At 61.7% G+C, this 25684-nt stretch carries 31 protein-coding genes and 1 tRNA gene; 20 read left to right on the top strand and 12 right to left on the bottom strand.

The genetic code is table 11. From position 1 onward, the window contains the following. Nucleotides 1–30: 30 nt before the first annotated feature. The 6 genes from nrdR to M8997_RS21015 all read left to right on the top strand — a co-directional run bounded on the left by nrdR (nt 31) and on the right by M8997_RS21015 (nt 5639). On the top strand, nt 31–516 hold the full coding sequence (gene nrdR, locus M8997_RS21040) for a transcriptional regulator NrdR (protein ID WP_250018227.1): 486 nt from the start codon (nt 31–33) through the stop codon (nt 514–516). Between the two features lie 3 nt (nt 517–519). Next, nucleotides 520–1617 carry a bifunctional diaminohydroxyphosphoribosylaminopyrimidine deaminase/5-amino-6-(5-phosphoribosylamino)uracil reductase RibD gene (ribD, locus tag M8997_RS21035; RefSeq protein WP_250018226.1) on the top strand — a complete coding sequence of 366 codons (1098 nt, stop codon included), beginning with the start codon at nt 520–522 and terminating at the stop codon, nt 1615–1617. 11 nt (nt 1618–1628) lie between these two features. After that, nucleotides 1629–2243, top strand: a complete 615-nt coding sequence (locus M8997_RS21030; RefSeq protein ID WP_250018225.1) for a riboflavin synthase — start codon at nt 1629–1631, stop codon at nt 2241–2243. 51 nt (nt 2244–2294) lie between these two features. Continuing rightward, nucleotides 2295–2756, top strand: coding sequence for a 6,7-dimethyl-8-ribityllumazine synthase (locus tag M8997_RS21025; RefSeq protein WP_250018224.1), 462 nt, complete (start codon nt 2295–2297; stop codon nt 2754–2756). A 2-nt stretch (nt 2757–2758) separates the two neighbouring features. Further along, nucleotides 2759–3265, top strand: a complete 507-nt coding sequence (gene nusB, locus M8997_RS21020; protein ID WP_250018223.1) for a transcription antitermination factor NusB — start codon at nt 2759–2761, stop codon at nt 3263–3265. A gap of 220 nt (nt 3266–3485) precedes the next feature. Then, entirely contained in the window at nt 3486–5639 is a 2154-nt protein-coding gene (locus tag M8997_RS21015; RefSeq protein WP_250018222.1) for a sodium-translocating pyrophosphatase, read from the top strand. Between the two features lie 75 nt (nt 5640–5714). Here M8997_RS21015 and M8997_RS21010 read toward each other — a convergent pair whose 3' ends face one another. Continuing rightward, nucleotides 5715–6215, bottom strand: a complete 501-nt coding sequence (locus tag M8997_RS21010) for an outer membrane protein assembly factor BamE (protein ID WP_371929623.1) — start codon at nt 6213–6215, stop codon at nt 5715–5717. 124 nt (nt 6216–6339) lie between these two features. Between M8997_RS21010 and M8997_RS21005 the strand changes: the two genes are divergently transcribed. The 6 genes from M8997_RS21005 (at nt 6340) to M8997_RS20980 (ending at nt 10784) form a co-directional block, all read left to right on the top strand. Next, nucleotides 6340–6894, top strand: coding sequence for a ubiquinol-cytochrome C chaperone family protein (locus M8997_RS21005; protein WP_250018220.1), 555 nt, complete (start codon nt 6340–6342; stop codon nt 6892–6894). A gap of 10 nt (nt 6895–6904) precedes the next feature. Further along, a complete protein-coding gene (locus tag M8997_RS21000) occupies nt 6905–7468 on the top strand; it encodes a DUF177 domain-containing protein (RefSeq protein ID WP_250018219.1) in 564 nt (187 codons plus the stop codon). 173 nt (nt 7469–7641) lie between these two features. Next, nucleotides 7642–8727 carry a phosphate acyltransferase PlsX gene (gene plsX / locus M8997_RS20995; protein ID WP_250018218.1) on the top strand — a complete coding sequence of 362 codons (1086 nt, stop codon included), beginning with the start codon at nt 7642–7644 and terminating at the stop codon, nt 8725–8727. Then, nucleotides 8728–9699, top strand: a complete 972-nt coding sequence (locus tag M8997_RS20990) for a beta-ketoacyl-ACP synthase III (protein WP_250018217.1) — start codon at nt 8728–8730, stop codon at nt 9697–9699. It begins immediately after the preceding gene. Nucleotides 9700–9809: 110 nt separating this feature from the next. Beyond that, nucleotides 9810–10130: an integration host factor subunit alpha gene (locus tag M8997_RS20985; RefSeq protein WP_091883889.1), complete on the top strand. Its 321-nt coding sequence runs from the start codon at nt 9810–9812 to the stop codon at nt 10128–10130. A gap of 111 nt (nt 10131–10241) precedes the next feature. Then, nucleotides 10242–10784 (top strand): MerR family transcriptional regulator, encoded by a 543-nt coding sequence (locus tag M8997_RS20980; RefSeq protein WP_250018215.1) that lies wholly within the window; start codon nt 10242–10244, stop codon nt 10782–10784. Between the two features lie 24 nt (nt 10785–10808). On the opposite strand, the gene M8997_RS20975 is transcribed toward M8997_RS20980, so the two are convergent. Together M8997_RS20975 and M8997_RS20970 are read right to left on the bottom strand one after the other, a co-directional pair. Continuing rightward, complete coding sequence (locus M8997_RS20975) at nt 10809–11120, bottom strand: hypothetical protein (protein ID WP_250018213.1); 312 nt, start codon at nt 11118–11120, stop codon at nt 10809–10811. A gap of 40 nt (nt 11121–11160) precedes the next feature. Further along, nucleotides 11161–11412: a hypothetical protein gene (locus M8997_RS20970; protein WP_250018211.1), complete on the bottom strand. Its 252-nt coding sequence runs from the start codon at nt 11410–11412 to the stop codon at nt 11161–11163. 290 nt (nt 11413–11702) lie between these two features. Here M8997_RS20970 and M8997_RS20965 point away from each other — a divergent pair, with 290 nt between their 5' ends. Further along, nucleotides 11703–12134 (top strand): BA14K family protein, encoded by a 432-nt coding sequence (locus M8997_RS20965; RefSeq protein ID WP_250018209.1) that lies wholly within the window; start codon nt 11703–11705, stop codon nt 12132–12134. A 43-nt stretch (nt 12135–12177) separates the two neighbouring features. Here M8997_RS20965 and M8997_RS20960 read toward each other — a convergent pair whose 3' ends face one another. Continuing rightward, a complete protein-coding gene (locus tag M8997_RS20960; RefSeq protein ID WP_250018207.1) occupies nt 12178–12324 on the bottom strand; it encodes a hypothetical protein in 147 nt (48 codons plus the stop codon). Then, nucleotides 12321–12533: a hypothetical protein gene (locus M8997_RS20955; RefSeq protein ID WP_250018205.1), complete on the bottom strand. Its 213-nt coding sequence runs from the start codon at nt 12531–12533 to the stop codon at nt 12321–12323. The genes M8997_RS20960 and M8997_RS20955 overlap by 4 nt, the downstream gene beginning before the upstream one ends. On the opposite strand from M8997_RS20955, the gene M8997_RS20950 reads away from it, so the two are divergent. Beyond that, entirely contained in the window at nt 12521–13123 is a 603-nt protein-coding gene (locus M8997_RS20950; RefSeq protein WP_250018203.1) for a PRC-barrel domain-containing protein, read from the top strand. The genes M8997_RS20955 and M8997_RS20950 overlap by 13 nt on opposite strands. A 67-nt stretch (nt 13124–13190) precedes the next feature. On the opposite strand, the gene M8997_RS20945 is transcribed toward M8997_RS20950, so the two are convergent. Then, complete coding sequence (locus tag M8997_RS20945; RefSeq protein WP_250018201.1) at nt 13191–13496, bottom strand: hypothetical protein; 306 nt, start codon at nt 13494–13496, stop codon at nt 13191–13193. A 222-nt stretch (nt 13497–13718) separates the two neighbouring features. Between M8997_RS20945 and ampC the strand changes: the two genes are divergently transcribed. The 5 genes from ampC to M8997_RS20920 all read left to right on the top strand — a co-directional run bounded on the left by ampC (nt 13719) and on the right by M8997_RS20920 (nt 17144). Further along, nucleotides 13719–14897, top strand: a complete 1179-nt coding sequence (ampC, locus tag M8997_RS20940) for a class C beta-lactamase (protein WP_252597220.1) — start codon at nt 13719–13721, stop codon at nt 14895–14897. Nucleotides 14898–14970: 73 nt separating this feature from the next. Then, nucleotides 14971–15954 carry a prolyl aminopeptidase gene (gene pip, locus M8997_RS20935; protein ID WP_250018197.1) on the top strand — a complete coding sequence of 328 codons (984 nt, stop codon included), beginning with the start codon at nt 14971–14973 and terminating at the stop codon, nt 15952–15954. A 67-nt stretch (nt 15955–16021) separates the two neighbouring features. Then, entirely contained in the window at nt 16022–16462 is a 441-nt protein-coding gene (locus tag M8997_RS20930) for a hypothetical protein (RefSeq protein WP_250018195.1), read from the top strand. Between the two features lie 68 nt (nt 16463–16530). Then, nucleotides 16531–16923, top strand: a complete 393-nt coding sequence (locus M8997_RS20925) for a GFA family protein (RefSeq protein ID WP_250018193.1) — start codon at nt 16531–16533, stop codon at nt 16921–16923. Nucleotides 16924–17067: 144 nt separating this feature from the next. Further along, a tRNA-Pro gene (locus M8997_RS20920) sits at nt 17068–17144 on the top strand. A gap of 30 nt (nt 17145–17174) precedes the next feature. Here M8997_RS20920 and M8997_RS20915 read toward each other — a convergent pair. From M8997_RS20915 to M8997_RS20895, 5 genes are all read right to left on the bottom strand, one after another. After that, nucleotides 17175–17414, bottom strand: a complete 240-nt coding sequence (locus tag M8997_RS20915; RefSeq protein ID WP_250018191.1) for a hypothetical protein — start codon at nt 17412–17414, stop codon at nt 17175–17177. Nucleotides 17415–17638: 224 nt separating this feature from the next. Beyond that, on the bottom strand, nt 17639–18886 hold the full coding sequence (locus M8997_RS20910; RefSeq protein ID WP_250018190.1) for an O-antigen ligase: 1248 nt from the start codon (nt 18884–18886) through the stop codon (nt 17639–17641). Next, nucleotides 18883–20421, bottom strand: coding sequence for an undecaprenyl-phosphate glucose phosphotransferase (locus tag M8997_RS20905; RefSeq protein WP_250018188.1), 1539 nt, complete (start codon nt 20419–20421; stop codon nt 18883–18885). The genes M8997_RS20910 and M8997_RS20905 overlap by 4 nt, the downstream gene beginning before the upstream one ends. A gap of 44 nt (nt 20422–20465) precedes the next feature. Beyond that, entirely contained in the window at nt 20466–21599 is a 1134-nt protein-coding gene (locus tag M8997_RS20900; protein WP_250018186.1) for a glycosyltransferase family 4 protein, read from the bottom strand. Between the two features lie 8 nt (nt 21600–21607). After that, nucleotides 21608–22174: a polysaccharide biosynthesis/export family protein gene (locus M8997_RS20895; RefSeq protein WP_250018184.1), complete on the bottom strand. Its 567-nt coding sequence runs from the start codon at nt 22172–22174 to the stop codon at nt 21608–21610. 165 nt (nt 22175–22339) lie between these two features. Here M8997_RS20895 and M8997_RS20890 point away from each other — a divergent pair, with 165 nt between their 5' ends. Continuing rightward, nucleotides 22340–24514 (top strand): GumC family protein, encoded by a 2175-nt coding sequence (locus tag M8997_RS20890; protein ID WP_250018181.1) that lies wholly within the window; start codon nt 22340–22342, stop codon nt 24512–24514. On the opposite strand, the gene M8997_RS20885 is transcribed toward M8997_RS20890, so the two are convergent. Then, entirely contained in the window at nt 24503–25624 is a 1122-nt protein-coding gene (locus tag M8997_RS20885; protein ID WP_250018179.1) for a GNAT family N-acetyltransferase, read from the bottom strand. The two genes, M8997_RS20890 and M8997_RS20885, sit on opposite strands and share 12 nt — an antisense overlap. Nucleotides 25625–25684 lie beyond the last annotated feature (60 nt).

Here is a 25684-nt window from a genome sequence, read left to right as displayed (position 1 = left end):
CTTCCGGAATCATTCGCAGAAAGTTCCTCGATGCGCTGCCCTTACTGCCAGTCTGAAGATACACAGGTAAAAGACTCCCGCCCCGCCGAAGACGGGGCCGTCATCCGGCGGCGCCGCGTCTGTACCGTGTGCGGCGGCCGTTTCACCACATTCGAGCGCGTGCAGCTGCGCGACCTCACCGTCGTCAAGAAGAGCGGCCGCAAGGTGCCTTTCGACCGCGACAAGCTGATGCGTTCCGTCGAAGTGGCCTTGCGCAAGCGCGAAGTCGACCAGGAACGCGTCGAGCGCGCGGTTTCCGGCATCGTCCGGCAGCTCGAAAGCTCGGGGGAGCCGGATGTTTCCTCCGATGAGATCGGCCTTCTCGTCATGGAGGCGCTGAAGGGCATCGACGACATCGCCTATATCCGCTTTGCCTCCGTCTACCGGAACTTCCGCGAGGCGCGCGATTTCCACGATGTCATCGACGAGATCACCACGGGCGCCGATGGTGCGCCGGCCAGCGCCGGGGACGAATAGCGAATGCCGGTTTCGGAGCATGACCGCCGTTACATGGCCGCCGCCATTCGCCTGTCGCGCAGCCATCTCGGCCTCACCGGTACCAATCCCTCGGTGGCGACGCTCATCGTCAAGGATGGAACGATCGTCGGCCGCGGCGTGACCGCCGTGGGCGGCCGGCCCCATGCGGAGGCCATTGCCCTTGCCGAGGCGGGCGAGGCGGCGCGCGGCGCGACGGCCTATGTGACGCTGGAGCCATGCGCCCATCACGGCAAGACGCCGCCCTGCGCCAATGCGCTGGTCAATGCGGGCGTGACCCGTGTCGTTGCCGCGGCCAATGATCCCGACGACCGGGTCGCAGGCAAGGGCTATGCGATATTGCGGGACGGCGGCCTCGAAGTGGAGACCGGGATCCTGGCGCGGCAAGCCGCCGACTGTCTCGCCGGATATCTGACGCGATCTGCGAGGAAGCGGCCGGAAGTCACTTTGAAGCTTGCGCTTTCCGGCGATGGCTTCATCGGCCGGGCCGGCGCCGGGCAGGTGGCCATAAGCGGCGATATCTCCCGTGCGCAGGTCCATCTCATGCGGGCGCAGAGCGATGCGATCCTCGTCGGCATCGGCACGGCGCTGGACGACGATCCGCAATTGACCTGCCGCCTGCCGGGCCTCGAGCAGCGCTCGCCGATCAGGATCGTGCTGGACAGCCAGCTGCGACTGCCGGCGCATGGCAGCATGGTGCGCAGCGCCCTGACCGTTCCGGTCTGGATCGCCGCGAGCGCGGATGCCGATGCCTCGAAGCGCCAGGAACTCATGGCGGCGGGCTGCCGTATCCTGGCGACGGAGACCGATTGCGGCCTGACCGCGCTGCAGGAATTGCTCGACGATCTGGCGGCGCAGGGCATCGCGACGCTCATGGTCGAAGGCGGCGCGACGGTCGCCGGCTCCTTCCTCGGCGAAGGCCTGGTGGACAGGCTGGTGCTGTTCGAGGGTCCGGATGCCATCGGTAAAGCGAACGGGGTTGCAGTTCCCGCGCTGCAGTCCCATATCGCGCGGGACTTCGACCTCCTGAACGAATATCGCTTCGGCAAGGACCGCTGCAGCGAATACATCAAGCGCATTTAGGGAAACTGCCAATGTTTACGGGTATTGTGACGGATATCGGCCGGATCGGCCAGGTTAAGCCGCTGAACGAAGGCGTTCTGCTGCGTATCGAAACGAATTACGATCCCGAGACAATCGAAATCGGCGCCTCCATCTCCTGTTCCGGCGTATGCCTGACGGTGACGACATTGCCCGAAAAGGGCTCCAATGCGCGCTGGTTCGAGGCGGAGGCCTGGGAGGAGGCGCTGCGCCTCACCACGATCTCGCGATGGAAGACCGGCACCCGCATCAATCTCGAGCGATCGCTGAAGCTCGGCGACGAGATGGGCGGCCATCTCGTCTCGGGCCATGTCGACGCCATGGCCGAAATCACGGCGCGCGAGGATGAGGGCGAGGCGGTTCGCTTCACCATCCGTGCGCCGGAGAATCTCGCACGGTTCATCGCGCCGAAGGGCTCGATCGCCCTCGATGGCACATCCCTGACCGTCAATCAGGTCAATGGCAGCGAATTCGACGTGCTGCTGATCCGCCATTCGCTCGAAGTGACGACATGGGGCGAGCGCAAGGTCGGCGACAGGCTCAATATCGAGATCGACCAGATGGCCAGATACGCTGCACGACTTGCAGAATATCCGAAATCGGCCTAGGACGACATTCCAACGGCCCGAGGGCCGGTTTTATCTCTCCTGGAGCGGTCCATGTCCAAGAAAAAGGCGCAGGCGCCACATCTGCTTATTGTGGAAGCGCGCTTCTATGAAGAATTGTCCGATGCGCTGCTGAATGGCGCCAAACTGGCATTGGAAGAAGCCAATGCCACCTATGAAGTGGTTACGGTTCCAGGCGCGCTCGAGATTCCGGCGGTCATCTCCTTCGCACTCGACGGCGCGGAAGAGGGCGGCACCGAATATGACGGCTTCGTTGCGCTCGGCACCGTCATTCGCGGCGAAACCTACCATTTCGACATCGTCTCGAACGAATCCTGCCGGGCCCTGATGGACCTTTCGGTGGAGGAAAGCATTGCCATCGGCAATGGCATATTGACCGTGGAAAACGAAGAGCAGGCTTGGGTTCGCGCCCGCCGCGAAGACAAGGACAAGGGCGGCTTTGCAGCGCGCGCGGCCTTGACGATGATCGCGCTCAAGGAAAAGTTCGGAGCCTGACGATGCCCAATTCGACTGAACCAAACAATCCCGCCGTCAAACCCGCCAACAAGCGCGGCGTCGCGCGTCTCGCCGCCGTCCAGGCGCTCTACCAGATGGATGTCGCGGGAACCGGGGTCCTCGAAGTGGTGGCCGAATATGAGGCCCACCGCCTCGGCAAAGAGGTGGACGGCAAGCAATATCTCGACGCCGACCCGCAATGGTTTCGCGGCATCGTCTCCGGTGTCGTCGCGGCACAGACGACGCTCGACCCGATGATCCGCCAGACGCTGACGGAAGACTGGCCGCTGTCACGGCTCGATTCGACGCTGCGCGCCATATTGCGCGCCGGCATCTGGGAATTGAAGAACAAGGCGGATGTTCCGACGGCCGTCATCGTTTCGGAATATGTCGATATCGCCAAGGCCTTCTACACCGAAGACGAGCCGAAGCTCGTCAATGCCGTGCTCGACCGGCTGGCCTATGAGATCCGCGGCGAAAGCAGGGGCGTCAAGACGCCCCGCCGCTGACCGGCAACGATCCCGCTTCCGCAAATGCGGGCACAGGCCCGCCATCGACCTTGCGGCCGGCATTCCCGGCCGTCGCTCCCCCATGCGAAAGCCCTTGACGTGCCCGTAGGCTAGGTTACTCCTAACGGATGCGGTCGCGTCTCTGCCGGCCTGGCAGCTCCGTGTGCCGTACCGAACCTGACCCGGGGAGGGGTTTTCCGGTCAAATCTGAGGGAGTGGCATGACAATACTGTTTCTGGTCATTGCCTGCGGTCTGCTGTCTGTCGTTTACGCTGTATGGGCCACCAAATCGGTGCTCGCAGCGGACCAGGGCACGGCACGCATGCAAGAAATCGCTGGTGCAATCCGCGAAGGCGCACAAGCTTATCTCACACGTCAGTACACCACGATCGCCATTGTCGGCATCGTCGTATTCATCGCCGTCTGGCTGCTATTGACGGGGACTGCGGCCTTCGGCTTCCTCGTGGGAGCCGTTCTTTCGGGCCTCGCCGGCTTCATCGGCATGCACGTTTCCGTGCGCGCCAATGTCCGCACGGCGCAGGCTGCATCGCGCAGCCTGGCCGCAGGCCTTGAGATCGCCTTCAAATCCGGTGCGATCACCGGCATGCTGGTTGCGGGTCTCGCCCTCCTTGGGGTTGCCGTCTATTACTGGGTGCTCACCGGTCCGCTCGGCTATCAGCCGGCCGACCGCACGGTGATCGATGCACTCGTATCGCTGGGCTTCGGCGCTTCGCTGATTTCGATCTTCGCCCGTCTCGGCGGCGGTATCTTCACCAAGGGTGCGGATGTCGGCGGCGATCTCGTCGGCAAGGTGGAAGCGGGTATCCCGGAGGACGATCCCCGCAATCCCGCCACGATCGCCGACAATGTGGGCGATAATGTCGGCGACTGTGCCGGCATGGCGGCCGATCTGTTCGAGACCTATGCGGTGACCATCGTCGCCACCATGGTGCTCGGTGCGATCTTCTTTGCCGCGACGCCCGTGCTCGCAACGGTCATGCTCTACCCGCTCGCGATCTGCGGCGCCTGCATCGTCACCTCGATAGCCGGGACCTTCTTCGTCAAGCTCGGCGCCAACAACTCGATCATGGGCGCGCTCTACAAGGGCCTGATCGTGACGGGCCTGCTTTCCATCGCGGGGCTTGGTCTGGCGACCTCGCTCACCATCGGCTGGGGCGAGATCGGCACGGTCGCCGGCCAGTCGATCACCGGGGCGAACCTTTTCATCTGCGGGCTGATCGGGCTCGTGGTCACCGGCCTGATCGTCGTCATCACCGAATATTATACCGGCACCAACAAGCGCCCGGTGAATTCGATCGCCCAGGCCTCCGTTACCGGCCACGGCACCAACGTCATCCAGGGCCTGGCGGTCTCGCTTGAATCGACCGCGCTTCCGGCCCTGGTCATCGTCGGCGGCATCATCTCCACCTACCAGCTTGCCGGCCTGTTCGGCACCGGCATCGCCGTTACCGCCATGCTCGGCATAGCCGGCATGATCGTGGCGCTCGATGCTTTCGGGCCCGTCACGGACAATGCCGGCGGCATTGCGGAAATGTCGGGTCTCGATCCTGAAGTCCGCAAATCGACCGATGCGCTCGATGCCGTGGGCAATACGACGAAAGCCGTGACCAAGGGCTATGCCATCGGTTCGGCCGGTCTCGGCGCGCTGGTGCTGTTCGCGGCCTATGCCAACGACCTGCAATATTTCATATCGGAAGCCAACAAGGATGGATCGACGCTGTTCTCCTATTTCAAGGGTATCGGCGAAGTCTCGTTCGAATTGTCCAATCCCTATGTGGTGGCCGGTCTGATCTTCGGCGGGCTCATCCCCTATCTGTTCGGCGGCATTGCAATGACAGCCGTCGGCCGCGCAGCGGGATCGGTGGTCGAGGAAGTGCGCAGGCAGTTCCGCGAAAAGCCCGGCATCATGCAGGGCACGGAACGGCCCGACTATGCGCGCGCGGTGGATATACTGACGCGGGCGGCCATCCGCGAAATGGTGGTGCCCTCGCTGCTGCCGGTGCTTGCGCCGCTCGTCGTCTATTTCGGCGTGCTGGTCATATCCGGTTCGAAGGCCTCGGCATTCGCGGCGCTCGGCGCTTCCCTGCTCGGCGTCATCATCAATGGCATTTTCGTCGCCATATCGATGACCTCCGGCGGCGGCGCCTGGGACAATGCGAAGAAGTCCTTCGAGGATGGCTTCGTCGACAAGGATGGCACGCGCCATCTGAAGGGGTCCGAAGCCCACAAGGCGTCGGTCACCGGCGATACGGTCGGCGATCCCTACAAGGATACGGCGGGTCCTGCCGTCAATCCGGCCATCAAGATCACCAATATCGTCGCCCTGCTGCTGCTCGCCGTCCTGGCGCACTAGCCCCGCGACAAACGAAAAAGCCCGCGAAACCTGTGTTTCGCGGGCTTTTCCTGTTCTGGTTCTTGCGTTGGCGGATCAGCGCGGACCGCTGTTTCCAAGCGAAGGCGGCGCCTTGCCGACGCCGGCCAGCAACTGGCCGAGGAAGGAGAGGTCCTTGCCGCCCGTCGGGGTCGTGCGCGAGATGAAGTCGAACACCTTGCCGTCCTGCAGGCCGTAATTGGATATGCTCGCCACCTTGCCGTCCTTGTCGAAATAGACAGCGAGGATGCGGCGGTCGGTCACCTTGGGCTGCATGAAAGCGACGCTGCGGTGCCGGGTCTGGGAAATGTAATAGAAGACTTCATTGTCGAAGGTCGCCGTCGTCGATGGGCTGCCGAGCGAGAGGATCACCTGCTCGCGGCTCGAGCCGACCGGAACGAATTCGAGCGCCTTTTCGTCAAGAACATAACCCTGGGTCAGGGTTTCGGATGGGTTGAGACCGGCAGTATTGCAGCCGGCAAGCCCGGTGGCCATGACAAGCCCTCCGGCAATCAGATGCCCGCGTAGAATAGGGGTCTTGAAAATCCGCTGCAGCAACGACATCTCCATTTCAAACTGGGGCGCAAGTCTTTCGCTGCCCGCAGAACTTCGGTAAACCACCTTGCGGCCCGATGCAACAAGCGACTCATGTTGCACGCGGCGCAATGGAAAGCTCGACTCTATGATACTCAGTTTATTCAGCCGCAGGGCCAAAGCAAACGAGGCGATAACGACCGCGCTCTACGACAGGATCGTGGCAGCGGCGCGGCAGCCATACTTATATTCGGACATCGATGTGCCGGATTCACCGCTTGGGCGCTACGAAATGCTCTCATTGCATGTATTTCTGTTCATAAGGCGTATCAAAGGTAGGGGCGAGGCGCTCAAATCGATCGGGCAGGACGTGACCGACGAGTTCTTTCGCGATGTCGATCATTCGCTGCGGGAACTCGGTATCGGGGATTCGGGCGTCCCCAAGCGCATGAAGAAACTCGCGCGCATGTTCTATGGCCGCGTCGATGCCTATGACAAGGCGCTGGCGGCGGACGACCTTGAAGCGCTCGTGGCCGCCCTTGCGCGCAATGTCCGGCCGGAGGAGCAGAACTGGACGGGAAGTCGTGCATTGGCGCAATATGTACTAAAGTGCCAGTCACACCTGGAAACGCAGGATGACGAGGCCATGGCCAAGGGGGAACTGACTTTCCCCGCCGCCGGCCTGGCCGCTGCCGCTATATGAGAGTATCGCCATGAGACAAGAGGCCGAGGGCGCACTGAGCTACCCCGTATCGGTGAACAGGCTGGCCCAGAAGGGGCTGACCGTAAAGATCGAGGCGGATGAACGCGAACGCCGGGCGCTGCGTGATTTCCATGCGCTGGAAGATGTGAAGTCCTTTGTCGCCGAGCTGCAGGTCCTGCCCTGGAAGAAGGAAGGCGTGCGGGTGAAGGGCACGGTCAGCGCCGATATCGTCCAGCAATGTATCGTGACGCTGGAGCCGGTCGAGGCGCGCCTAGAGACGCAGGTCGACAGCCTGTTCGTGCCGGAGAACTCGCGGCTGGCGCGCCTGCCCACCGACGATGCGGGCGAACTGATCATCGACGCCGAAGGGCCGGACGTGCCCGAGCCGTTTTCCGGCGACAGCCTCGACATCGGCGCCATTGCCGAGGAATTCTTCGAGCTCGAAATCGATCCCTATCCGCGCAAGCCGGGCGTGGAGGAAGCGCCTGCCGTCACCCTGACCGTCGGGGACGCGGAGGAGGAACGCGCGCCCAACCCTTTCGCGGGCTTGAAGGACTGGAAACAGAAGACTTGATCGCGGACGGGGCTTGCGCCTAAGTAGCGGCGAGACGATGGGGGAGTTTCACGATTTTGGGGCCGGCTGGGCCCTCTCAGGCAGAATCCGGTTGTACGCCCGGGCAAAATGACTATTTTCCGCCGAGTCTTATCAAAGCCTTGCAAGAACGGAACAGGACAGGACAATCGATAGTGATCAGAATTTCCATTGATGCCATGGGCGGCGATTTCGGTCCTGAGGTCGTCATCCCGGCCATGGCCATGGCGCTGGAGCGCCATCCCGATATCAGGTTCGTGATTTTCGGGCGCGAGGAAGAAGTCCAGCCTATCCTGGCAAAGCATGAAGCCCTGTCCAAGGCCTCCACGTTCCACCATTGCGAAGTTTCCGTCCGGATGGACGAAAAGCCCAGCCAGGCGCTGCGCAATGGCCGCTGGAAGTCCTCCATGTGGCGCGCCATCGAAGCGGTGAAGACCGACGAGGCCGACGCCTGCATCTCCGCCGGCAATACCGGCGCGCTGATGGCGATGTCGAAGTTCTGCCTGCGCACCATGGCGAATGTGGAGCGGCCGGCGATCGCCGGGATCTGGCCGACCCTGCGCGGTGAAAGCATCGTTCTCGACATCGGCGCGACGATCGGCGCCGACGCGCAGCAGCTTGTCGATTATGCGGTGATGGGCGCCGCCATGGCGCGGGCGCTGTTCGAGATACAGCGGCCGACCATCGGACTGCTGAATGTCGGCGTGGAAGAGATAAAGGGCCAGGACGATGTGAAGGATGCCGCCCGCATCCTGAAGGAAATCCCGCTGCCGAGCCTCGAATATTACGGCTTCGTCGAAGGCAATGACATCGGCAAGGGCACGGTCGACGTCGTGGTGACCGAGGGTTTCGCCGGCAACATCGCGCTCAAGGCCGCCGAGGGCACCGCGAAGCAATTTGCGCAATATCTGCGTGATGCCATGAACCGGACATGGATGGCCCGTATAGGCTATCTGTTCGCCAAGGGCGCCTTCGACCGCTTGCGGGAGAAGATGGACCCCCGCAAGACGAATGGCGGGGTCTTCCTTGGTTTGAACGGAATCGTGATCAAGAGCCATGGCGGAACGGATGCACTCGGTTTCGCGGCTGCCATCGATGTGGGCTACGACATGGCCAAGAACAGATTGCTCGACAAGATCTCCGCGGATCTCGGTCACTTCCACAAGAGCCCCGTCGGCGTCGCCTTCAAGGGCGAGCCGGAGCCAGCAGCAGACGTTGAAACCGAACAACAGGAAAAATAAATGATCCGCTCCGTCGTCAAGGGTATTGGTGCCGCTAAACCGGCACGCCTGGTCAAGAATGCCGACCTCGAAGGTATCGTGGAGACGAGCGACGAATGGATCGTGCAGCGTACCGGCATCAAGCAGCGCTACATAGCGGGCGAGGGCGAGACCACCGCCTCGCTCGGCGAAGCCGCCGCCCGTGCCGCGCTCGACAATGCGGGCCTGACGCCTGACGACATCGACCTCATCATTCTCGCGACGTCGACCCCGGACAACACGTTTCCCGCGACCGCCGTCGATATCCAGGCGCGGCTCGGCATGAAGCACGGCTTCGCCTTCGACATGCAGGCGGTTTGCTCGGGTTTCGTCTATGCGATCACCACCGCCGATCTCTACATTCGCGGCGGCATGGCGCGCCGGGTGCTCGTCATCGGGTCGGAGACGTTTTCGCGCATCCTGGACTGGAAGGACCGCACCACCTGCGTCCTGTTCGGCGACGGTGCCGGCGCCGTCGTCCTCGAGGCGGGCGAAGGGCGGGGACTTACGTCCGACCGCGGCATACTCACGGCAAATCTGCGTTCCGATGGCAGCCACAAGGAAAAGCTCTATGTCGATGGCGGACCATCGACGACGCAGACGGTCGGCCATCTGCGGATGGAGGGTCGCGAAGTCTTCAAACATGCTGTCGGCATGATCACCGATGTGATCGAGGCCTCGTTCGCCGAGGCGGGAATCACCGCGAGCGACGTCGATTGGTTCGTGCCGCACCAGGCGAACAAGCGCATCATCGACGCCTCGGCCAGGAAGCTCAGCCTGGCCGATGAAAAAGTCGTGATAACGGTCGATCAGCATGGCAATACCTCGGCTGCCTCCGTGCCCCTCGCACTGGCCACGGCGGTTGCCGACGGCCGTATCAAGCAGGGCGATCTCGTCCTGCTCGAGGCGATGGGCGGGGGCTTTACGTGGGGAGCAGTTCTGCTACGTTGGTAGGGAACCGATTGAAATTGCAGTTGTGGAAGCTGCTTGCCCGATTGGTTTTCATCCTATAACTTCCGCTGTCACCTGATAGTTTTGCAACAAAACGAGAGCTTTGAGATCGTATGGGGGGTAAGACCATTACGCGTGCTGATCTGGCTGAGGCAGTCTATCGAAAGGTAGGGCTATCACGCACGGAGTCGGCATCACTCGTCGAAACCATTCTCGATGAGGTTTGTGACGCGATTGTCCGAGGCGAGACAGTCAAACTGTCGTCATTCGCCACGTTTCAGGTCCGGGACAAGAATGAACGCATCGGGCGCAACCCGAAGACGGGCGAGGAAGTGCCTATCCTGCCGCGCCGCGTCATGACGTTCAAGGCGTCCAATGTTCTCAAGCAGCGCATCTTGCGTTCGCATCAGGCCCGGAAGAAGAAATCAGCCTGATAAGCCCTTTGCCGGATTAGTTGTGGGCGAATCTCGCCCTCAGCTTGAAAAATAGGGTATAAATCGCTGATATAGACGTCGAATCAGAATTTCTCCTGAAAGGGTGAAATCATGGACAAGAGTCCCGACGCATTTAGAACCATCAGCGAAGTTGCAGAAGATCTCGATCTGCCACAGCACGTGCTGCGTTTTTGGGAAACCCGTTTCACGCACATCAAGCCGATGAAGCGCGGTGGTGGCCGTCGCTACTACCGTCCGCTCGATGTCGACCTTTTGAAGGGTATCCGGCATCTGCTCTATGATCAGGGCTATACGATCAAGGGCGTGCAGCGGCTGCTTCGCGAGAACGGAACCCAGTTCATCATTGCACTCGGCAGTGGCGATACGGCTGCGGCAGAGGCGATTACCCAGCAGAAACAGGCTGCGGCGCGCCAGGAAGAAGAGCAGAACCGTGCTGATGCCGATGAAGAAGCAGCGGTCATGGGCGGGCCTCGTCCGGCACCGCAGCGCCGCCTGTTCGGGCTGATGAAGGGCGATGACGACGGTCCGATAGCGGCCGACAGCAAGCGCCTGTCAAAAGACAACAGGGCTCTTTTGCAAGAAACCCTGTTCGATCTTCTGGAATGCAAGCGCCTGCTGGATCAGGTCCGATAGTCGCAAGCGAGATCGTCGGCAGGCCTACCGGGCGAGCATTCCGATGACGATGCCGAGACCGGCTATGATCAGCAGCGTCGAAACTGAATTCTGCGTCGGCGTGTCGCCAATCCTCCGGGCCTGATGCCCGATCGCACTGGCGGCCCGCGAGCCCCGCTGCTTCAGCCCGTCCAGTGCCGAAGCCTCATCCTGCTCGGTCATGCGGTCGAACATCTGGCTGCCCTTGTCGGCGAGGGTCTTGCTGACGGCCGCGATATCCTTCTTCAATTGCTCGATTTCGCTCCGAAGTCGCGCCTTGTCGGCCTCGCTCTCCATCTTTTCAGTCATTTCATCCATGGTCGGCGTCCTTATCGGCGGTGGGGATCAGCGGCGGGAATCAGCGACGGGAAAACAGGCCAATGAGAAGTGCCGCACCGGCAACGAGCGCAAGCGTCGCAATGGGATTTTCCCGCGCCGTATCGGCTGCGACCCTGGCGTGCCGGCTGGCAGCGCGCTTCACCTCGTCGAAATGCTCCGAGCCGAGATCCGACAGACTGGCGGATATATTGGACATCTCCTTGCGCAGCGCTCTGATCTGCGCCTCGAGATCGCCCTGCAAATCATCGGAATTTCTGGAAAAGATTGCCATGCCATTCGCTCCTTCGTTGACGGAGTGATAACGGACGCCAATCGGGAATGTTCCATGCGGGCGACGGCCAAACCGCGAAAATCGGCTGCCATTGCCAGGATACGCTAAAGCAACGTGTAGCCGCCACTGGGAACCGGTGCAGGCATCTGTCAGAATAAAAGAATACAGAAAGGTTCCATTACAAAACCGTGATGAAGACAGCGCCGGAACGCAAGAAAATTCATCTATTGTTCATCTGTCATTCATTGTGCATGATCCATCGTACTGATCTAACTTAGGAGGTTGCTTCAATGAGAAAGATTGTCTCTGGACTGTTTGCAGGTGTGCTCAGTCTGGCCATGGGCGTTGCCGCTGCCGTGCCGGTCTCGGCTGCGCCGCTACCCTCGGTTCCCTTCGAATTCAAGCAGAATGTGGAGCAGGTGCAGTATCGCGAACATCGCCGTTGGCGCGGTGGGCACTGGCGCGGACATCGCGGCTATCGTCATCATCGGCGTGGATATCGCCGCCATAGCGATGGCTGGTGGTATCCATTGGCCGCATTTGGCGCCGGCGCGATCATTGGCGGGGCCATTGCCAACCAGCCGCGCCGCGTGATCCGTTCCGGTGGCGGCAGCGCCCATGTCCAGTGGTGCTACGACAAATATCGCTCCTACAGGGCGTCCGACAACACGTACCAGCCCTATAATGGCCCGCGCCAGCAGTGCTATTCACCCTATAGCTGATCGAATGAAATCGGCTCGGGCGGCATCCGCCCGAGCCGGAACATCAGTTCTCTTCGACTGATACGCCACCTTCGCCGATCTTCAGTTCGACACCGGCAGGCTTGGTTTCTTCGCGATAAATATAGATACCCATGCCGATTGCGATGACGAGCAGTGCGCCGACGAGCACATAGAGACCGTTGCGATTCAATGAATTCTCCTGCGATTATTGGGAAATTGTAACGTGCTGGAACGCGCCCTGGCCGCCAAGGTTCCGCGCGCAGCATCATCTTCTTCCGCGCTCTTCAATTTTCCCGCATGGCTGGAACTGGAGGCGAGGTTGCCGGTTGTTTCCTCTGAAGGGACGCCAAATGGTTGTTCCCGCGCATGAAACAAGGAGACATCCGATGTTGAAATCATTGATTGCTTCAACCGCGGCTGTGACATTGATGGCCGGAACGGCGTTGGCACAGACCACGCCGGCACCCGCGCCAGCCGCTGACCCGGCACCGGCAAAGGTGGAGACGAAGGAATTGTTCACGGGCGGTGCCGGCGCCGCCACGGCTGCCGATGTCCAGCCCATGACCAAGGTGGAGGAGGGGCAACTGCTCGCTTCCGGCCTTATGGGCAAGAATGTCTATAATGGTGACAGTGAGAATGCCGAATCGATCGGCGAGGTGAAGGACCTGATCGTCAATGCCGACGGTACGGTGAAGGCCGCGGTCATCGGCGTGGGCGGCTTCCTCGGCGTTGGCGAGAAGGCCGTTGCCTTGCCCGCCGACCAGCTGAAAATCTCCATGCGTGAAGACAAATCCAACTGGATCGTCGTCAACACCACCAAGGAGAAGCTGAAGGAAGCGCCAGCCTTCGAGACCGCGGACAGCTTCACCCAAGGTGTCGCCGATCCGATGAAGGCGAGCGAATCCAACGCGGCAGACAGCGCCACACCGGCCGCGCCCGCTCCGGCGGGTTCGAGCCAGCCGGCAACGCCCGCCGCACCGGCGCAATAGGCAGCGCCAACCGGCACAGGCACAGTCCCGGCGTCGCATATGCGGCGCCGGTTCCGTTTTGCCTGGGTCAGGTACAGTTCGCCCTGCCTTCAGGCGCAAAGGACCATTGTCCGCGCGGCAAGGGGCTGAACGGCGGGACGAAGACGATGTTCCTGGACTTTGGGGCGACCAGAAACCGATGTTCCCGCAGCGCTTCCTTTCCGGAGACCGTGACGCGGTATTCGACCGTGCAGGCCCAGTTGCGGTCGTCCTGATTATCCACTTCCAGCCAGAAGCCGGCCTCGTTGGAATTCCACGACACGAACGGTTCGGCAACGGCCTGGACCGGGAGGCTGGCAAGGATCAGGGTCGCAAACCGGTAGAAAGCGCGCATGGCAGACGTCTCCAACCTCGGGGCCGAAAGGCAATTTCCCATAGGCTGGCCTCGATCGTCAACGGTCCCGATGGGCGCCGACACGGCTGGCAGGTGCCAAGGCCCAGTTTAATTCATGTCAGCCACGAAATATCGTCGTTTGCCCTTGCATGGCGACGCGCTTAGACATCTGCCGGCGCGCCAATCCATGTTTGCCGATGGCGCCGAAAAGAGGAGATGATGATGCGCATTTCAGCACCGAACCCAATTATTGCTGGGCCGATTATGGCGGGGTTTCTACTTGCCATGTGCCTGCCGATGGCGGCGCGGGCCGACGATCGGCAGCAGCAGATCAGGCAAAGCGTCGATGCAGCAATCGGGCCGGTCATGCAGAAATACGGCATTCCGGGCATGGCGGTCGGCATCTCGCTCGATGGCCGGCATTATCTGGTTTCGTCCGGCGTGGCTGCGAAGCAGGGCGGCAAGCCGGTCGATGAGAACACGATTTTCGAGGTCGGTTCCATAAGCAAGACCTTCACCGCAACGCTGGCGACCTATGCCGAAGTGAAGGGCGATCTGAAGCTCACCGACAGGATCGCCAGATATGTGCCCGAACTGGACGGCAACACCTTCGGCGGCATCGAGATATTCCACCTCGGCACCCATACGCCGGGTGGTTTCCCGCTCCAGGTGCCGGATGAGGTGAAGAACGAGCGTCAGCTCATGCGCTATTTTGCCGAGTGGGAGCCGACTTTCGCGCCGGGCTCGCACCGCAATTACGCCAATCCGAGCGTCGGCATGCTCGGCGTCGTCGCGGCCAGGGCCATGAAGGGCGATTTTGCGACCCTGGTCGAAAAGCAGGTATTTGGCGGGCTTGGCCTCTCAAGCACCTACGTCAATGTTCCCAAGGCAAGGATGGCCGACTATGCGCAGGGCCACAGGAAGAACGACCAGCCGGTTCGCGTCGACGACACCGGCATGCTCGCGGACGAGGCCTATGGCGTCAAGACGACGGCATCCGACCTTCTCCGCTTTGCCGATGCGAATATGGGGCAAGTCGAGATCGACAAGGACCTGCAGCAGGCGCTGGACGCCACCCGCGCCGCCTATTTCAAGGCGGGCCCGATGACGCAGGATCTTGTCTGGGAGCAATATGACTACCCGGCGAAGCTCGATGCCCTGCTTGAAGGCAATTCGACCACCATGTCGCGCAATCCGGTGCCGGTGAAGGCGATCACGCCGCCGCAGAAGCCGCGCAGGGACGTGTTCGTCAACAAGACCGGCTCGACCAATGGTTTCGGCGCCTATGTCGCCTTCGTGCCGGAAAAGCGCTTCGGCATCGTCATCCTCGCCAACAAGTTCTATCCCAATGACGAGCGCATCAGGCTCGCCCATGCTATCATGAAGCAACTCGGCCTTTGACCGGTGCGCATGTCATCGAACTGACGAAGGCCGCGGTTAGGACAGCCGGAACTTTCAACGCTGGACCGTTCCCATGAGCTACCCGCAAATCTCACCTTTCGCCTCCGGCCACATTGCCTGCTCGGCCGGAAATGAGATCTATTGGGAGGCATCCGGCAATCCGCAAGGCAAGCCCGCCCTCTATCTCCATGGCGGTCCCGGTAGCGGCCTTGGTTCAGGCCGCTACCGGTCGCATTTCGATCCGGATCGATATTTCATCATAGGTATCGACCAGCGCGGCTGTGGGAGAAGCAGACCTTCGGCCGCAAGCACGGGCGTCGACCTCCAGCAAAACACCACAGCTGACCTGATCTCCGACATCGAACACGTTCGAGCGCGGCTCGGCGTGCGGCACTGGCTGGTGTCCGGCGTCTCCTGGGGGTCTACGCTCGCCCTGGCCTACGCTCAGGCGCATCCAGCACGCGTTTCCGAACTCGTTCTGCTCGCGGTAACCACCACCAGCAGGGCCGAGATCGACTGGATAACCGGGCACATGGGGCGATTATTCCCGGAAGCCTGGGAAAGGCTCGAAGCTGCTTCGGGCAAAGGCAGGGAAGAGCGCCTCATCGAAGCCTATGCACGCCGCCTTGCCGGGAAGGATGATGCCGACCGCGTATTGGCAGCCCGTGCCTGGAACGAATGGGAAAGCGTGCATATATCGCTCGATCCCAACTTCGCGCCGACCGGGAAACTGCGCAGCGATGAGCAACTCCTGGAATTCGCCACTTTGGTTACGCATTACTGGGCAAATGACGGGTTTTTGCGCGATGGCGCCGAGATCCTGAACAATATGAGCAGGATTTCCCATATTCCGGCGGTTCTCATACAGGGGCGCCGGGATATCAGCAGTCCAGCCATCACCGCATGGCGGCTGCACCAGGCATGGCCGACAAGCCGTCTGTGCATGGTCGAAGAGGAGGGGCATGGCGGACCGCAATCGGTGAGGCAGATGCAGATCGCCCTTGATGGCTTTGCCCGTGGTGCCACGCATGGCGAGCTCGCTGGTGTCGGGCCATAATTGCTCTGGTGGCGGGATGGAACGTATGGCAGTGTCGGGAGTTATCGGGCGGCAGGAGGACATCGCGATGCGAAAAGGATCTTGGATCGTAGTCGGGGCCGGGCTTTTATTGACCGGCTGCGTCAGCAGCGAATATGACGGCGGCTATTCGGGCGGATATTATGGCGGCGCCGTCTATTCCGATACTTATATCGGCGATTACGATCGCTATGACCGCTATCGCTATAGCCGCTACGATCGCCATGATCGTGACCGGCGGCGGCATCGCGACTGGGACAGGCATCGTCCCGACAGGCACCGTCCTGACAGACCGGATCGCCCTGACAGACCGGATCGCCCCGACAGACCGGATCGCCCCGACAGACCGGATCGGCCGGATCGGGTGGATCGGCCGGACCGGCCCGAGGCCAGCCGGCCAGACCGTCCGCGACGGGAGATAAGCGCCGATGAAATGCGGCGCCGCGAGGAGTACATGCTTCGTCGTAGCAGAAGGGGCGGTTCGACCTAGACCAGGTCGATCGACCTTTTTTGCGGAACACGGTTTTTCGCTGGCTTGAGATTGGAAGGAGACGCGGCATGGATCGATATTCCGGCGGCTGCGTGTGCGGCAATGTGCGATTTGTCGCCACGGGGCGTCCCTATCGGGTTGGTCTTTGCCATTGTCTCGAGTGCCGCAAGCATCATGGCGCGCTGTTTCATGCCTCGGCAATCTTCCCTGAGACGGCGGTGACAGTCGAGGGGGAAACACGCGACTATAAGGGGCGGTTCTTCTGTCCGCGTTGCGGCTCGTCGGTCTTTGCGCGGACCGACGACGAGATCGAAGTGAATCTGGGCTCGCTGGACGATACGGATCAATTCATGCCGACCTATGAAAGCTGGGTCGTCCGCCGCGAATCCTGGCTGCCGGAATTTCCGCTGGCAAGGCGATACGACCGCGACCGCGAGGCCTCGGGCCGCTTCGAGGAGTAGGCGAAACAGCGCTCCACCGGCTGTGCTGCGCCATGCTTCGGGGCTGGCGGCCACCTCCGCGACGCATTTGTGTGCGCTTCGTTCGTTTTCTCTGTTTTTGGGTATTGCTAAAAAAAGCGAGGTATTCTAGGGCTTCACCCGGTTCGGAGTGTAGCGCAGCCCGGTAGCGCACTTGACTGGGGGTCAAGGGGTCGTCGGTTCGAATCCGGCCACTCCGACCAGCTTCCCGAGGGAAGCAAGGAGCCGGGAACTTACGGTTTGTTCTGCGCCCTGCGCCGCAGCAGTACCGCCTCTATCGAAAACTTCGCTATGGACTGAACATCCCGATTGCCGATGATATAGGCGGCGCGCACGAAACGCGCCAACGTCGCCTGTTCCGAACAGCCTGGCTGCGCAATGCCGAGTTCCTCGGCGGCCATGTCGAAGGCGCGTTGCATCAATTCGCCGTCCGACCTGGAATAATTGGGATTATCTTCGTCTAAAAATATCAATGTCGAAATCCGCTGGCGCAACCTGATGATTCTGCTTTCTACTCCGTCGTTGACCGAACCATCAAGCAGACACCCGGTTTTGTCCAGCTATTTCCATGCAATCCTAAGTTGTAGTTGGTTCAAGCGGATAGCGCTCCATGTTGATTTTTCACGGTACATTTCGGGCAGGTGCAATAATAGACAAATAGCGTCAACAAATAGCGGGCAGCGACAGCGGCGTTGCTTCACGCCTGCGGACGTTGCGCTGCGTTGTGCTGTGCTTCCAGCCCGATACATCCCCATATCAGGCCGATAATGAGGTAGAAATGGCGCCAATGGTCGGTATCGATCACATTGCCGATCAGCAGATGCGCCACGAAGACCAGATAGGCGCAGAGGAGATATGGCTGCCATGGCCGGTCGCGGAAGAGGATGCGCAGGCCAAGGCCGAAAGTGGTCATCATCAGCGTGATGTAGCTTATGAATCCGAGCCAGCCATAATCGAGTGCAGCCTTCAGCCACATATTATGCGTGTCTTCGCCAAAGATAGGGCCGAATTCCAGCGGGCCTATGCCGAGCGGATTGTCGATGGAAAGCAGCATTCCATACCAGTGACGGGCGAAGCGGCCAAACTGGGCCTGATCGTAATCCTGCACCAGTTGCGCGCGCGCGGAGAAGAGTTCGGCGACGCTCGGTATCTGCAGGGCAACGATGATCGCCGCGACGGCGATCAGAACCGCGGCAGTGCCGAGGGCGATGATCCTCAGGCGGAACATCGGCGACGGGTTGCGGATGAAGAGCAGCAGCGCCAGTCCGGCGACGACGAATACCGCCATGCCCCAGGCCGCGCGCGAGAACGACAGGAAAACCGCCAGCACGAGGATGAGAATCGGGACGGTGCGCATGAGCAGCCCGCCGATGCTTCCCGTCAGCACGCCGTGAAGCAGCCATGCCAGCGGCAGCATGAGGAAGGGCCCGAACACATTCGGATCCTGGAACGCGCCCATCGCCCGGCCATAGCGGGTGAAGAGTTCGGCGCCCGGGAAGGCATCGAAATAACCGAGGATGCCGAGGCTCGCCGTGGCGATCGCGCCAAGGACATAGGCGCCGAATATGGTGGCGAGAAGCCGCTCGTCCCGGCTGACGATGGCGGCGAAGAATACCGCGGTAAAGGCCAGGAAAAGCGATACTGCGAGATACATCGGAGCGGTCTTCAGGTCCGGCATCTGCCCCATGGAGATCACGCCGCCAATATTGAACAGGACCAGCATCAGCAGCAGGACGGCGCTGATGCGGGACAGGCGCAGGCCGAAGAGACACCAGATGGCGACGAGGCCCGCCATATAGAGCTCGTAGGGCGCCGGCTCGTCGATGACGAAAGCGCTGAGAAAGACACCGAGCCCGATGGCGGCGTTGCGCAACAGGGCGATCAGGAACCTGTTCCTTGCTGCTGGCGAAGCGATGTTCGCCTGGCCGGCAGCGACCGCAGTCAATAGGCGTTTTCCGTGTTCAGCAGGCGGACCGGCGTCAGAACGAGAATTTTGAGGTCCAGCCAGAGCGACCAGTTTTCGATGTAGAACAGGTCGAATTCCGTGCGCATCTTGATCTTCTCGTCGGAATCGATCTCGCCGCGCCAGCCATTGATCTGCGCCCAGCCGGTCACTCCGGGCTTGACGCGATGGCGGGCGAAATAGCCGTCGACGACGTCATTATAGAGGAGATTGTGGCTATGGGCGGCGATGGCATGGGGCCGCGGGCCGACAAGCGACAGCGTTCCCATCAAGGCGTTGAAGAATTGCGGAAGTTCGTCGATCGATGTCTTGCGGATGAAACGGCCGACGCGGGTAACGCGCGGATCGTTCTTGACGACGGCGTTGCGCGCGGTCGGATCGCACATCTCGCTATACATCGAGCGGAACTTCCACACTTCGATGATCTCGTTGTTGAAGCCATGGCGCTGCTGCTTGAAGATCACCGGGCCCTTGCTCTCGAGCTTGATCGCGAGCGCCGTCGCCAGCATGATCGGGCTGAACAGGGTGATGCCGATGAGACTGAAGAAGACGTCGAAGGCGCGCTTGGCCACGGAATCCCAATCATTGATCGGCTTGTCGAAAAGGTCGATCATCGCGACCGAGCCGATATAGGAATAGGCGCGCGGCCGGAACTGCAGATGGTTGTTGTGGGCCGATAGCCGGATGTCGACCGGCAATACCCATAACTTCTTGAGCAGCGACAGCACGCGCTCCTCGGCGGTGATCGGCAGGCAGACGATGAGCATGTCGATATGCGCTATGCGGGCAAATTCGATCAGTTCCGAAATGTTGCCGAGCTTGGGATAGCCGGCGACGATCGGCGGCGAGCGCTTGGCGTCGCGGTCGTCGAACACGCCGCAGATCCGGATGTCATTATAGGGCTGCTGCTCGATGGACCGGACAAGATCTTCGGCTGGCTTGCCGCCGCCGACGATAACCGCGCGCCGCTCCATCTTGCCGTTGCGGGCCCAGCGCCTGATGAGGCGCGACATGATGATGCGGAAGACGAGAAACAGCACAAGGCCGCTCGCATACCAGGCTCCGAACCAGACGCGCGAATAATCCTCGGATATCTTGAGGAAGAACGCGGCGAGCGACATGAGGGCGAAGGTGCCCGAATAGACGAGGAGCAGGCGTCCGATCTTGCTGAACGGGTCACGCATCGTTGCCAGCTGGTAGCTGTCGGCAAGTTCCAGCAGGAACACGGCTGCCAGCGCCGTCAGGACGATTGCCAGGAGGTAGTGGAAGACCGAATAGGGCGACAGGCCGACATAGATCATGAACACCGCGATACCCGACGTTGCAATGATCAGGAATTCGATGATGCGCATGATGCCGCTGATCATCACCGGAGAATTGGTCGGCCGGGCATATTGCGATGCGATGGTGCGGGCCGTCGCGTTGAGGGAGGAGCGCGGCGCCTTTGCCTCGCCATCCTCTTGTGCAAGGTTGCGGACGGCCTCTCGTGTCAGTTTCTGCTTTGCTTCATCACCCATGATGGGGACACCAATACCAACGCGAGCCTAATTATTTGCTACAATTACGAGTTGAGAGCTTCGTAGTACTCGCTTTCCATCCGCGCTGCCATACTGTTCACGCTGAAACTCCGCTTCAGGGTCGTGATATCCGGCAGGTGACGCTGAAATGTATCGGGATCGGCGAGGAGTTCCAGCATTTTCGCGGCCAGGCGGTCTGCGTTGGGTTCGATCAGGGCGGGGGAGTCCGCGCCGAGTATCTCGGGAATGCCGCCGACACGGCTGGCGATGACTGGGCGTCCCGCCGCCAGTGCTTCAAGGAGGATATAGGGGAGGGATTCGGCGCGCGACGGAATGACCACCACCCGCGCCAGCTGAAATGCGTCGCGCGCCGCCATGGGCAGGCGAAATTCGATCGCGGCCGCCCCGCCGGCATTTGCGCTTTGCATCAGGCTCGTGCGGTCGCGGCCGTCGCCCACCATGATGCCGGTGAGCCGCCGCCCGCTTGCCTGCCCGGCCCTTGCCAGCGCATCGATGAAGATATCCGGGCCCTTGAGATAGCGCATCTCGCCGATGAAGAGAAAATCCGCCGCCGGGTCGTTTGCGGGCAGAGGCTCGAAGTCACGCTCGGCAAGGCCATTGTGGATGAGCACCGAGCGGCAGCGCGGCTCGCCGACCTTGCGGATATAGGTCGCCCGTTCGAAGCCGGAGACGAAGATGATCCGGTCCGTCATCGGCTCGATCCAGCGCTCGATGGCGAATATCGCCCGCCCGGTCAGCTTGCCCGCATCATAATGCAGGCTGCCGCCATGGGGCGAATAGAAGCGCGCGGTGCGATTGCCGGTCCAGCGGAGCCAGGTGCCGAAAAGCCGGGCGTAGACGCCGCCCTTGGCGCCATGGCCGTGCAATATGTCCGGCCGCAATTTGCCGATCAGCCTGTAGGTACGCAGCGCCGCCAGCACATCGCCGGGACCGACCCTGCGCCGCATCTCGACCCGTTGCAGGCCGAGCGCCAGTTTCGGCTGCAGGTCCGCCAGCCTTTGCTCCTCGAAGGCGCTGCCGGTCGTGGCATCGCAGACGACGCCGACAATGTGCCCCGCGGCGATCTGGGCATCGATGAGATCGCGGACATGGCGAAATACGCCGCCAACGGGAGCCCGGAAGCAGTGGACGATCCGCAAAGGGGCGTTCGGCGACATTGCCGGCTTCAGAAGAAGCGTTCGCGCACGTAAATCGTGTCGCCCGGCAGGACCTGTTCGGAGATGGTGACGCGGCCCGTCAGGCTTTCCCCGTTGATCTGCCTCGTCACATCGACATTTTCCTGGTTGGCGCGCGGGCTGAAGCCGCCGGCCGCCGCTATGGCCTTCTGCGCCGTCATTCCCGGGACGTAGGAATATTGCCCGGCCGCGCCCACTTCGCCCATGATGAACAGGGGCCGGTAGCGGTCGACCTCGACGGCGATGTCGGGATCGCGCAGATAGCCCTTCTTCAGCTTGTCGGCGACAGCCGCCTCGATCTGCTGGATGGTCTTTCCCCGCGCCGGGACGCTGCCGATCAGCGGCACCGAGATATAGCCGGCCTGGTCGACACTATAGGTGTTGGTAATGCCGTCCTGCTCGAAAACGGTCAGGCGGATACGGTCGCCGGCGTCGAGTAGGTAGGGCTTGTTGATGGCCTCGTTGAAGGCCGGCGGGGCAGGGCGGTAACTTGCGCAGCCGCCAAGCACAATGCAGAGCGCGCTGATGGAGGCCAGGAATATCTGTTTTCTTACCACGTATTTGGTCCCAACAACGGCACGAGCCTACGATTCTGTCGCCGTATTATCATTTCATTAGGGTTAATGGCTGGTAAAGGCGGGCATCCGCAACCGACGGATGAATTTAACGGGCTAGTTACCATAAGCGTTTACCCTTGCAACGTTCGATTTGGGAGTACCCGCATGCCTCAGGCCCGTTCCACCGGTGACGACGTCGATATCGATATGGGCGCCTTGTTCGCCAGCCTGGGGCGCAACTGGCGCCGGATCGCTGCCGGCACCCTGCTGGTGACGCTGGCGGCCTTCGTGCTCCTCTCGGTGATTTCGCCGCGATACCGCGCGGAAACGCGCATTCTCATCGAGGCACGGGAATCGGTATTCACCAAGCCGGCGGCGGAGCAGGGCGATGGCGGGCCGATCCTCGATCAGGAAGCGATCAAGAGCCAGGTGGAGCTGATCGCCTCGCCGGACAATCTGCGGCGCGTCGCCGGCAAGCTCAACCTCGCCACCAGTGCGGAGCTTTCGGCGGCTATCGAGCCATCGGCGCTGAAAAGGCTGATGATTTCGGTCGGGATCGCCAAGGCACCCGATGCCGATACCAGGCAGGACTATATCGTCCAGGCAATGCGCGATCGCCTCCTTGTCTACAGCGTGCAGGAGTCCCGCGTCGTCGTCGTGCAGTTTTCGTCGAAGAGCCCGCAGCTCGCCGCCGATATCGCCAACGCCATCGCCGATGAATATATCACCATGCAGCAGGCGTCGAAATCCGATGCCAATGCCGATGCCACCGGGTGGCTGCAACCGGAAATCGATGATCTGAGCAAGCGCGTGCGCGAGGCCGAAGCGAAGGTTGCAGCCTATCGCAGCTCGTCGGATCTTCTTATCGGCCAGAACAATGCCGTCCTCGCCACCCAGCAATTGTCCGAGCTCTCTTCGGAACTGTCGCGCGTGAAGGCCAATCGGGCCGCCGTCGAGGCCCGGGCGGAAGGCGTTCGCGCCGCGCTCGCCAAGGGTGCCGCGCCGGAGACGCTGCCGGATGTCATCGCATCGCCGCTGATCCAGCGCCTGCGCGAGCGGCAGGTCCAGCTCAATAATGACATTGCGGACCTTTCCGCCACGCTGCTGAGCGGGCATCCGCGCATCAGGGCGCTGCGGTCGCAATTGGCCGATCTCAACGGGCAGATCCGCCAGGAGGCGCGCAAGGTGCTTGCCAGCCTCGAAAACGAGGCGGAGACTGCGAGGTTGCGCGATGCCGAGTTGACGCGTGCGCTGAACCAGTTGAAGGCGCAGGCTTCCCGGGCGGGCGAGGAGGAGGTGGAGCTGCGCGCACTCGAACGCGAGGCGGCCGCGCAACGTCAGTTGCTGGAATCCTACCTCACGCGCTACAGGGAAGCATCGTCGCGCACCGATCGCGGCTACACCCCGGCGGATGCGCGGATATTCTCGCGCGCCGACCGGCCGCTTGAACCCTATTTCCCCAAGGTCGTGCCGATGACGGCGGCGACTTTCATCGTCTCGCTGCTGTTGCTCTGCATCGCCACCCTGTTGCACGCGCTGTTCAGCGGCGCCGCATTGCGCCCGGCACCGGTTTCATCGGGCGGGACGAAGGTTCGGCCCGAATTGCAGGATCACCCCGCCGCCGCGCTCGCACCGGAACCCGCCGTCACCGCCGTTGCTCCTCCGGCCGCAATTGCCGAGCCGAAGCCAGAACCGGTGGATCAGCCGCTAAATCAGCCTTTGCCCCTTCCGGCGGTGGATCACTCGAACATCGCCGATGCGGCAAGCCGGCTGATGGAGAGCGGTGCGGCCCGCGCCGTCGTGCTTTCGCCGGAGGGCGATGAAGCGTCGGCATTGACCATCCTGCTCGTCCGCGAGCTTGCCGACCGGGGCGTGAAAGTCGTGTTGATCGACATGACGGGATCGGGCGAGATCGGCCGCTCCATGCTCGACGATGCAAGCCTGCCCGGCATCACCAATCTGCTCGTTTCGGAGAAGCATTTCAGCGACGTCATCCATCACGACAATTATTCGGAGGCCGAGGTGATCCCGCTTGGCGATCATGATCCCATGCAGGCGATGCAGGCGGCTGGACGCCTGCCCATGATCCTCGGCGCGCTGCAATCGGCCTATGATCTCGTGATCATCGATGCCGGCGAAGCGAGCGTCGCAGAGTTGAAGCCGCTATTGGCCGAGGGGACGGAAATCGTCTTCAGCATCGTCGATCCGGACCATAAGGTCATCGGCGACATGGTTGCCGACATGCACCGCGCCGCCATGCCGGACCCGATCCTGCTTGCCCCTTTCGAAGCGGCGAGGCTGGAAGCCAGGGCCGGGCGGATCGACGTTTCAGCGCCGTGACAGCAGCGCACGCAGCCGCTTCACCCGCGGCCAAAGGGTATCGTTCGTCTTGATGCCGCGTATGAGATCGGCACGCAGGTTGCGCCAGACGACATAGAGGCGGCCCCTGGCGGTCAAGCCGATATTGGTGTCGTAGGTCGGCGTCAGCAGGTCGGACCAGCTGCGCTTGTAGGGTTCGTCGCCAACGCCGAAACTGTAGATCGCCAAGCCCGCTTCGCAGCTGGATTTGATGTCTTCGAAAAAAAGGAAGGCGCCGGGGCTCGCGGAGGAAAGCTCGTCCTGCGCCAGACCGATGAAATCGATGAATACGGTGTCGTTGCTGAATGATTTGCCCATGACGGCACGATATTTGCCGCCGACTTCAAGCGCCTTCACCTCATAGCGCGGCGGCGTCTGCCCGGCGCCGGCGGCGAAGAGCTCCTCGAAGAAGTCGCGCACGCCGGCCGGTGCATAGGTATTCCTGATGCCCGCCTTGGCGAATTGCTCCTGCTTGAACGCAAGATAGGAACCGACCATCTCACGCGCCTCCTGCGCGGTGTCCGCAACGACGAGGCGGTGGCCGCCTGCGGCAGTGAAATGATGCTGGCTGTTCCTGTGGTTCTTGCGCTTCTTCTTGCCGCTCGATCGTTGAAGCAGCGCATCGAAGCCGCCCTGAAGCGAGATGGCAAGGCTGACATTCGGATTGGGGCGGACGTTCAACCGCAGCAGCGGGTTGGAGACGCCGTGCAGTTCCGGCAATTGCCGTTCGACGAGCAGGGCATCGATGTCCGGCCGCGCGCGGTGCAGGGCCGCAAGCAGTGCCTGCAGGTCCTCCGTTGCGACCGTCGCATCGGGCAGCAGCGCCGGGAAATTGCAGTTGGCATGTTTGCCGCCGGGCAGGGCAGCAACGCGCACAGGCCCATGCCTGTGGATCGCAAGGGGTAGGATCAGAACCGGCCCGCTCTCGTCCCTGAGAAGCGCCAGCACGCAATCGGCATTGACATGCCGGCGCCACAGGCGGCACCAGGCCTCGGTCTGGCTGCCGCCGGCAATGCTGCGGCCGGCGACCTTTGCCCATGCGGCAGCGATTTCGGCTTCATTTGCAAGGATTTCAGCCTTCAGACGACCCATCGAGGAGATATCCGCTTTCCATGTGGCGCAGGCCGCTGGCCTCGTTGATCAACAATATTT

The sequence above is a fragment of the Phyllobacterium sp. 21LDTY02-6 genome, assembly GCF_023554255.2.
Classification (GTDB): Bacteria; Pseudomonadota; Alphaproteobacteria; order Rhizobiales; family Rhizobiaceae; genus Phyllobacterium.
Note: the sequence above shows the minus strand (reverse complement) of the source record. Positions and strands in the feature narration are given on the sequence as shown.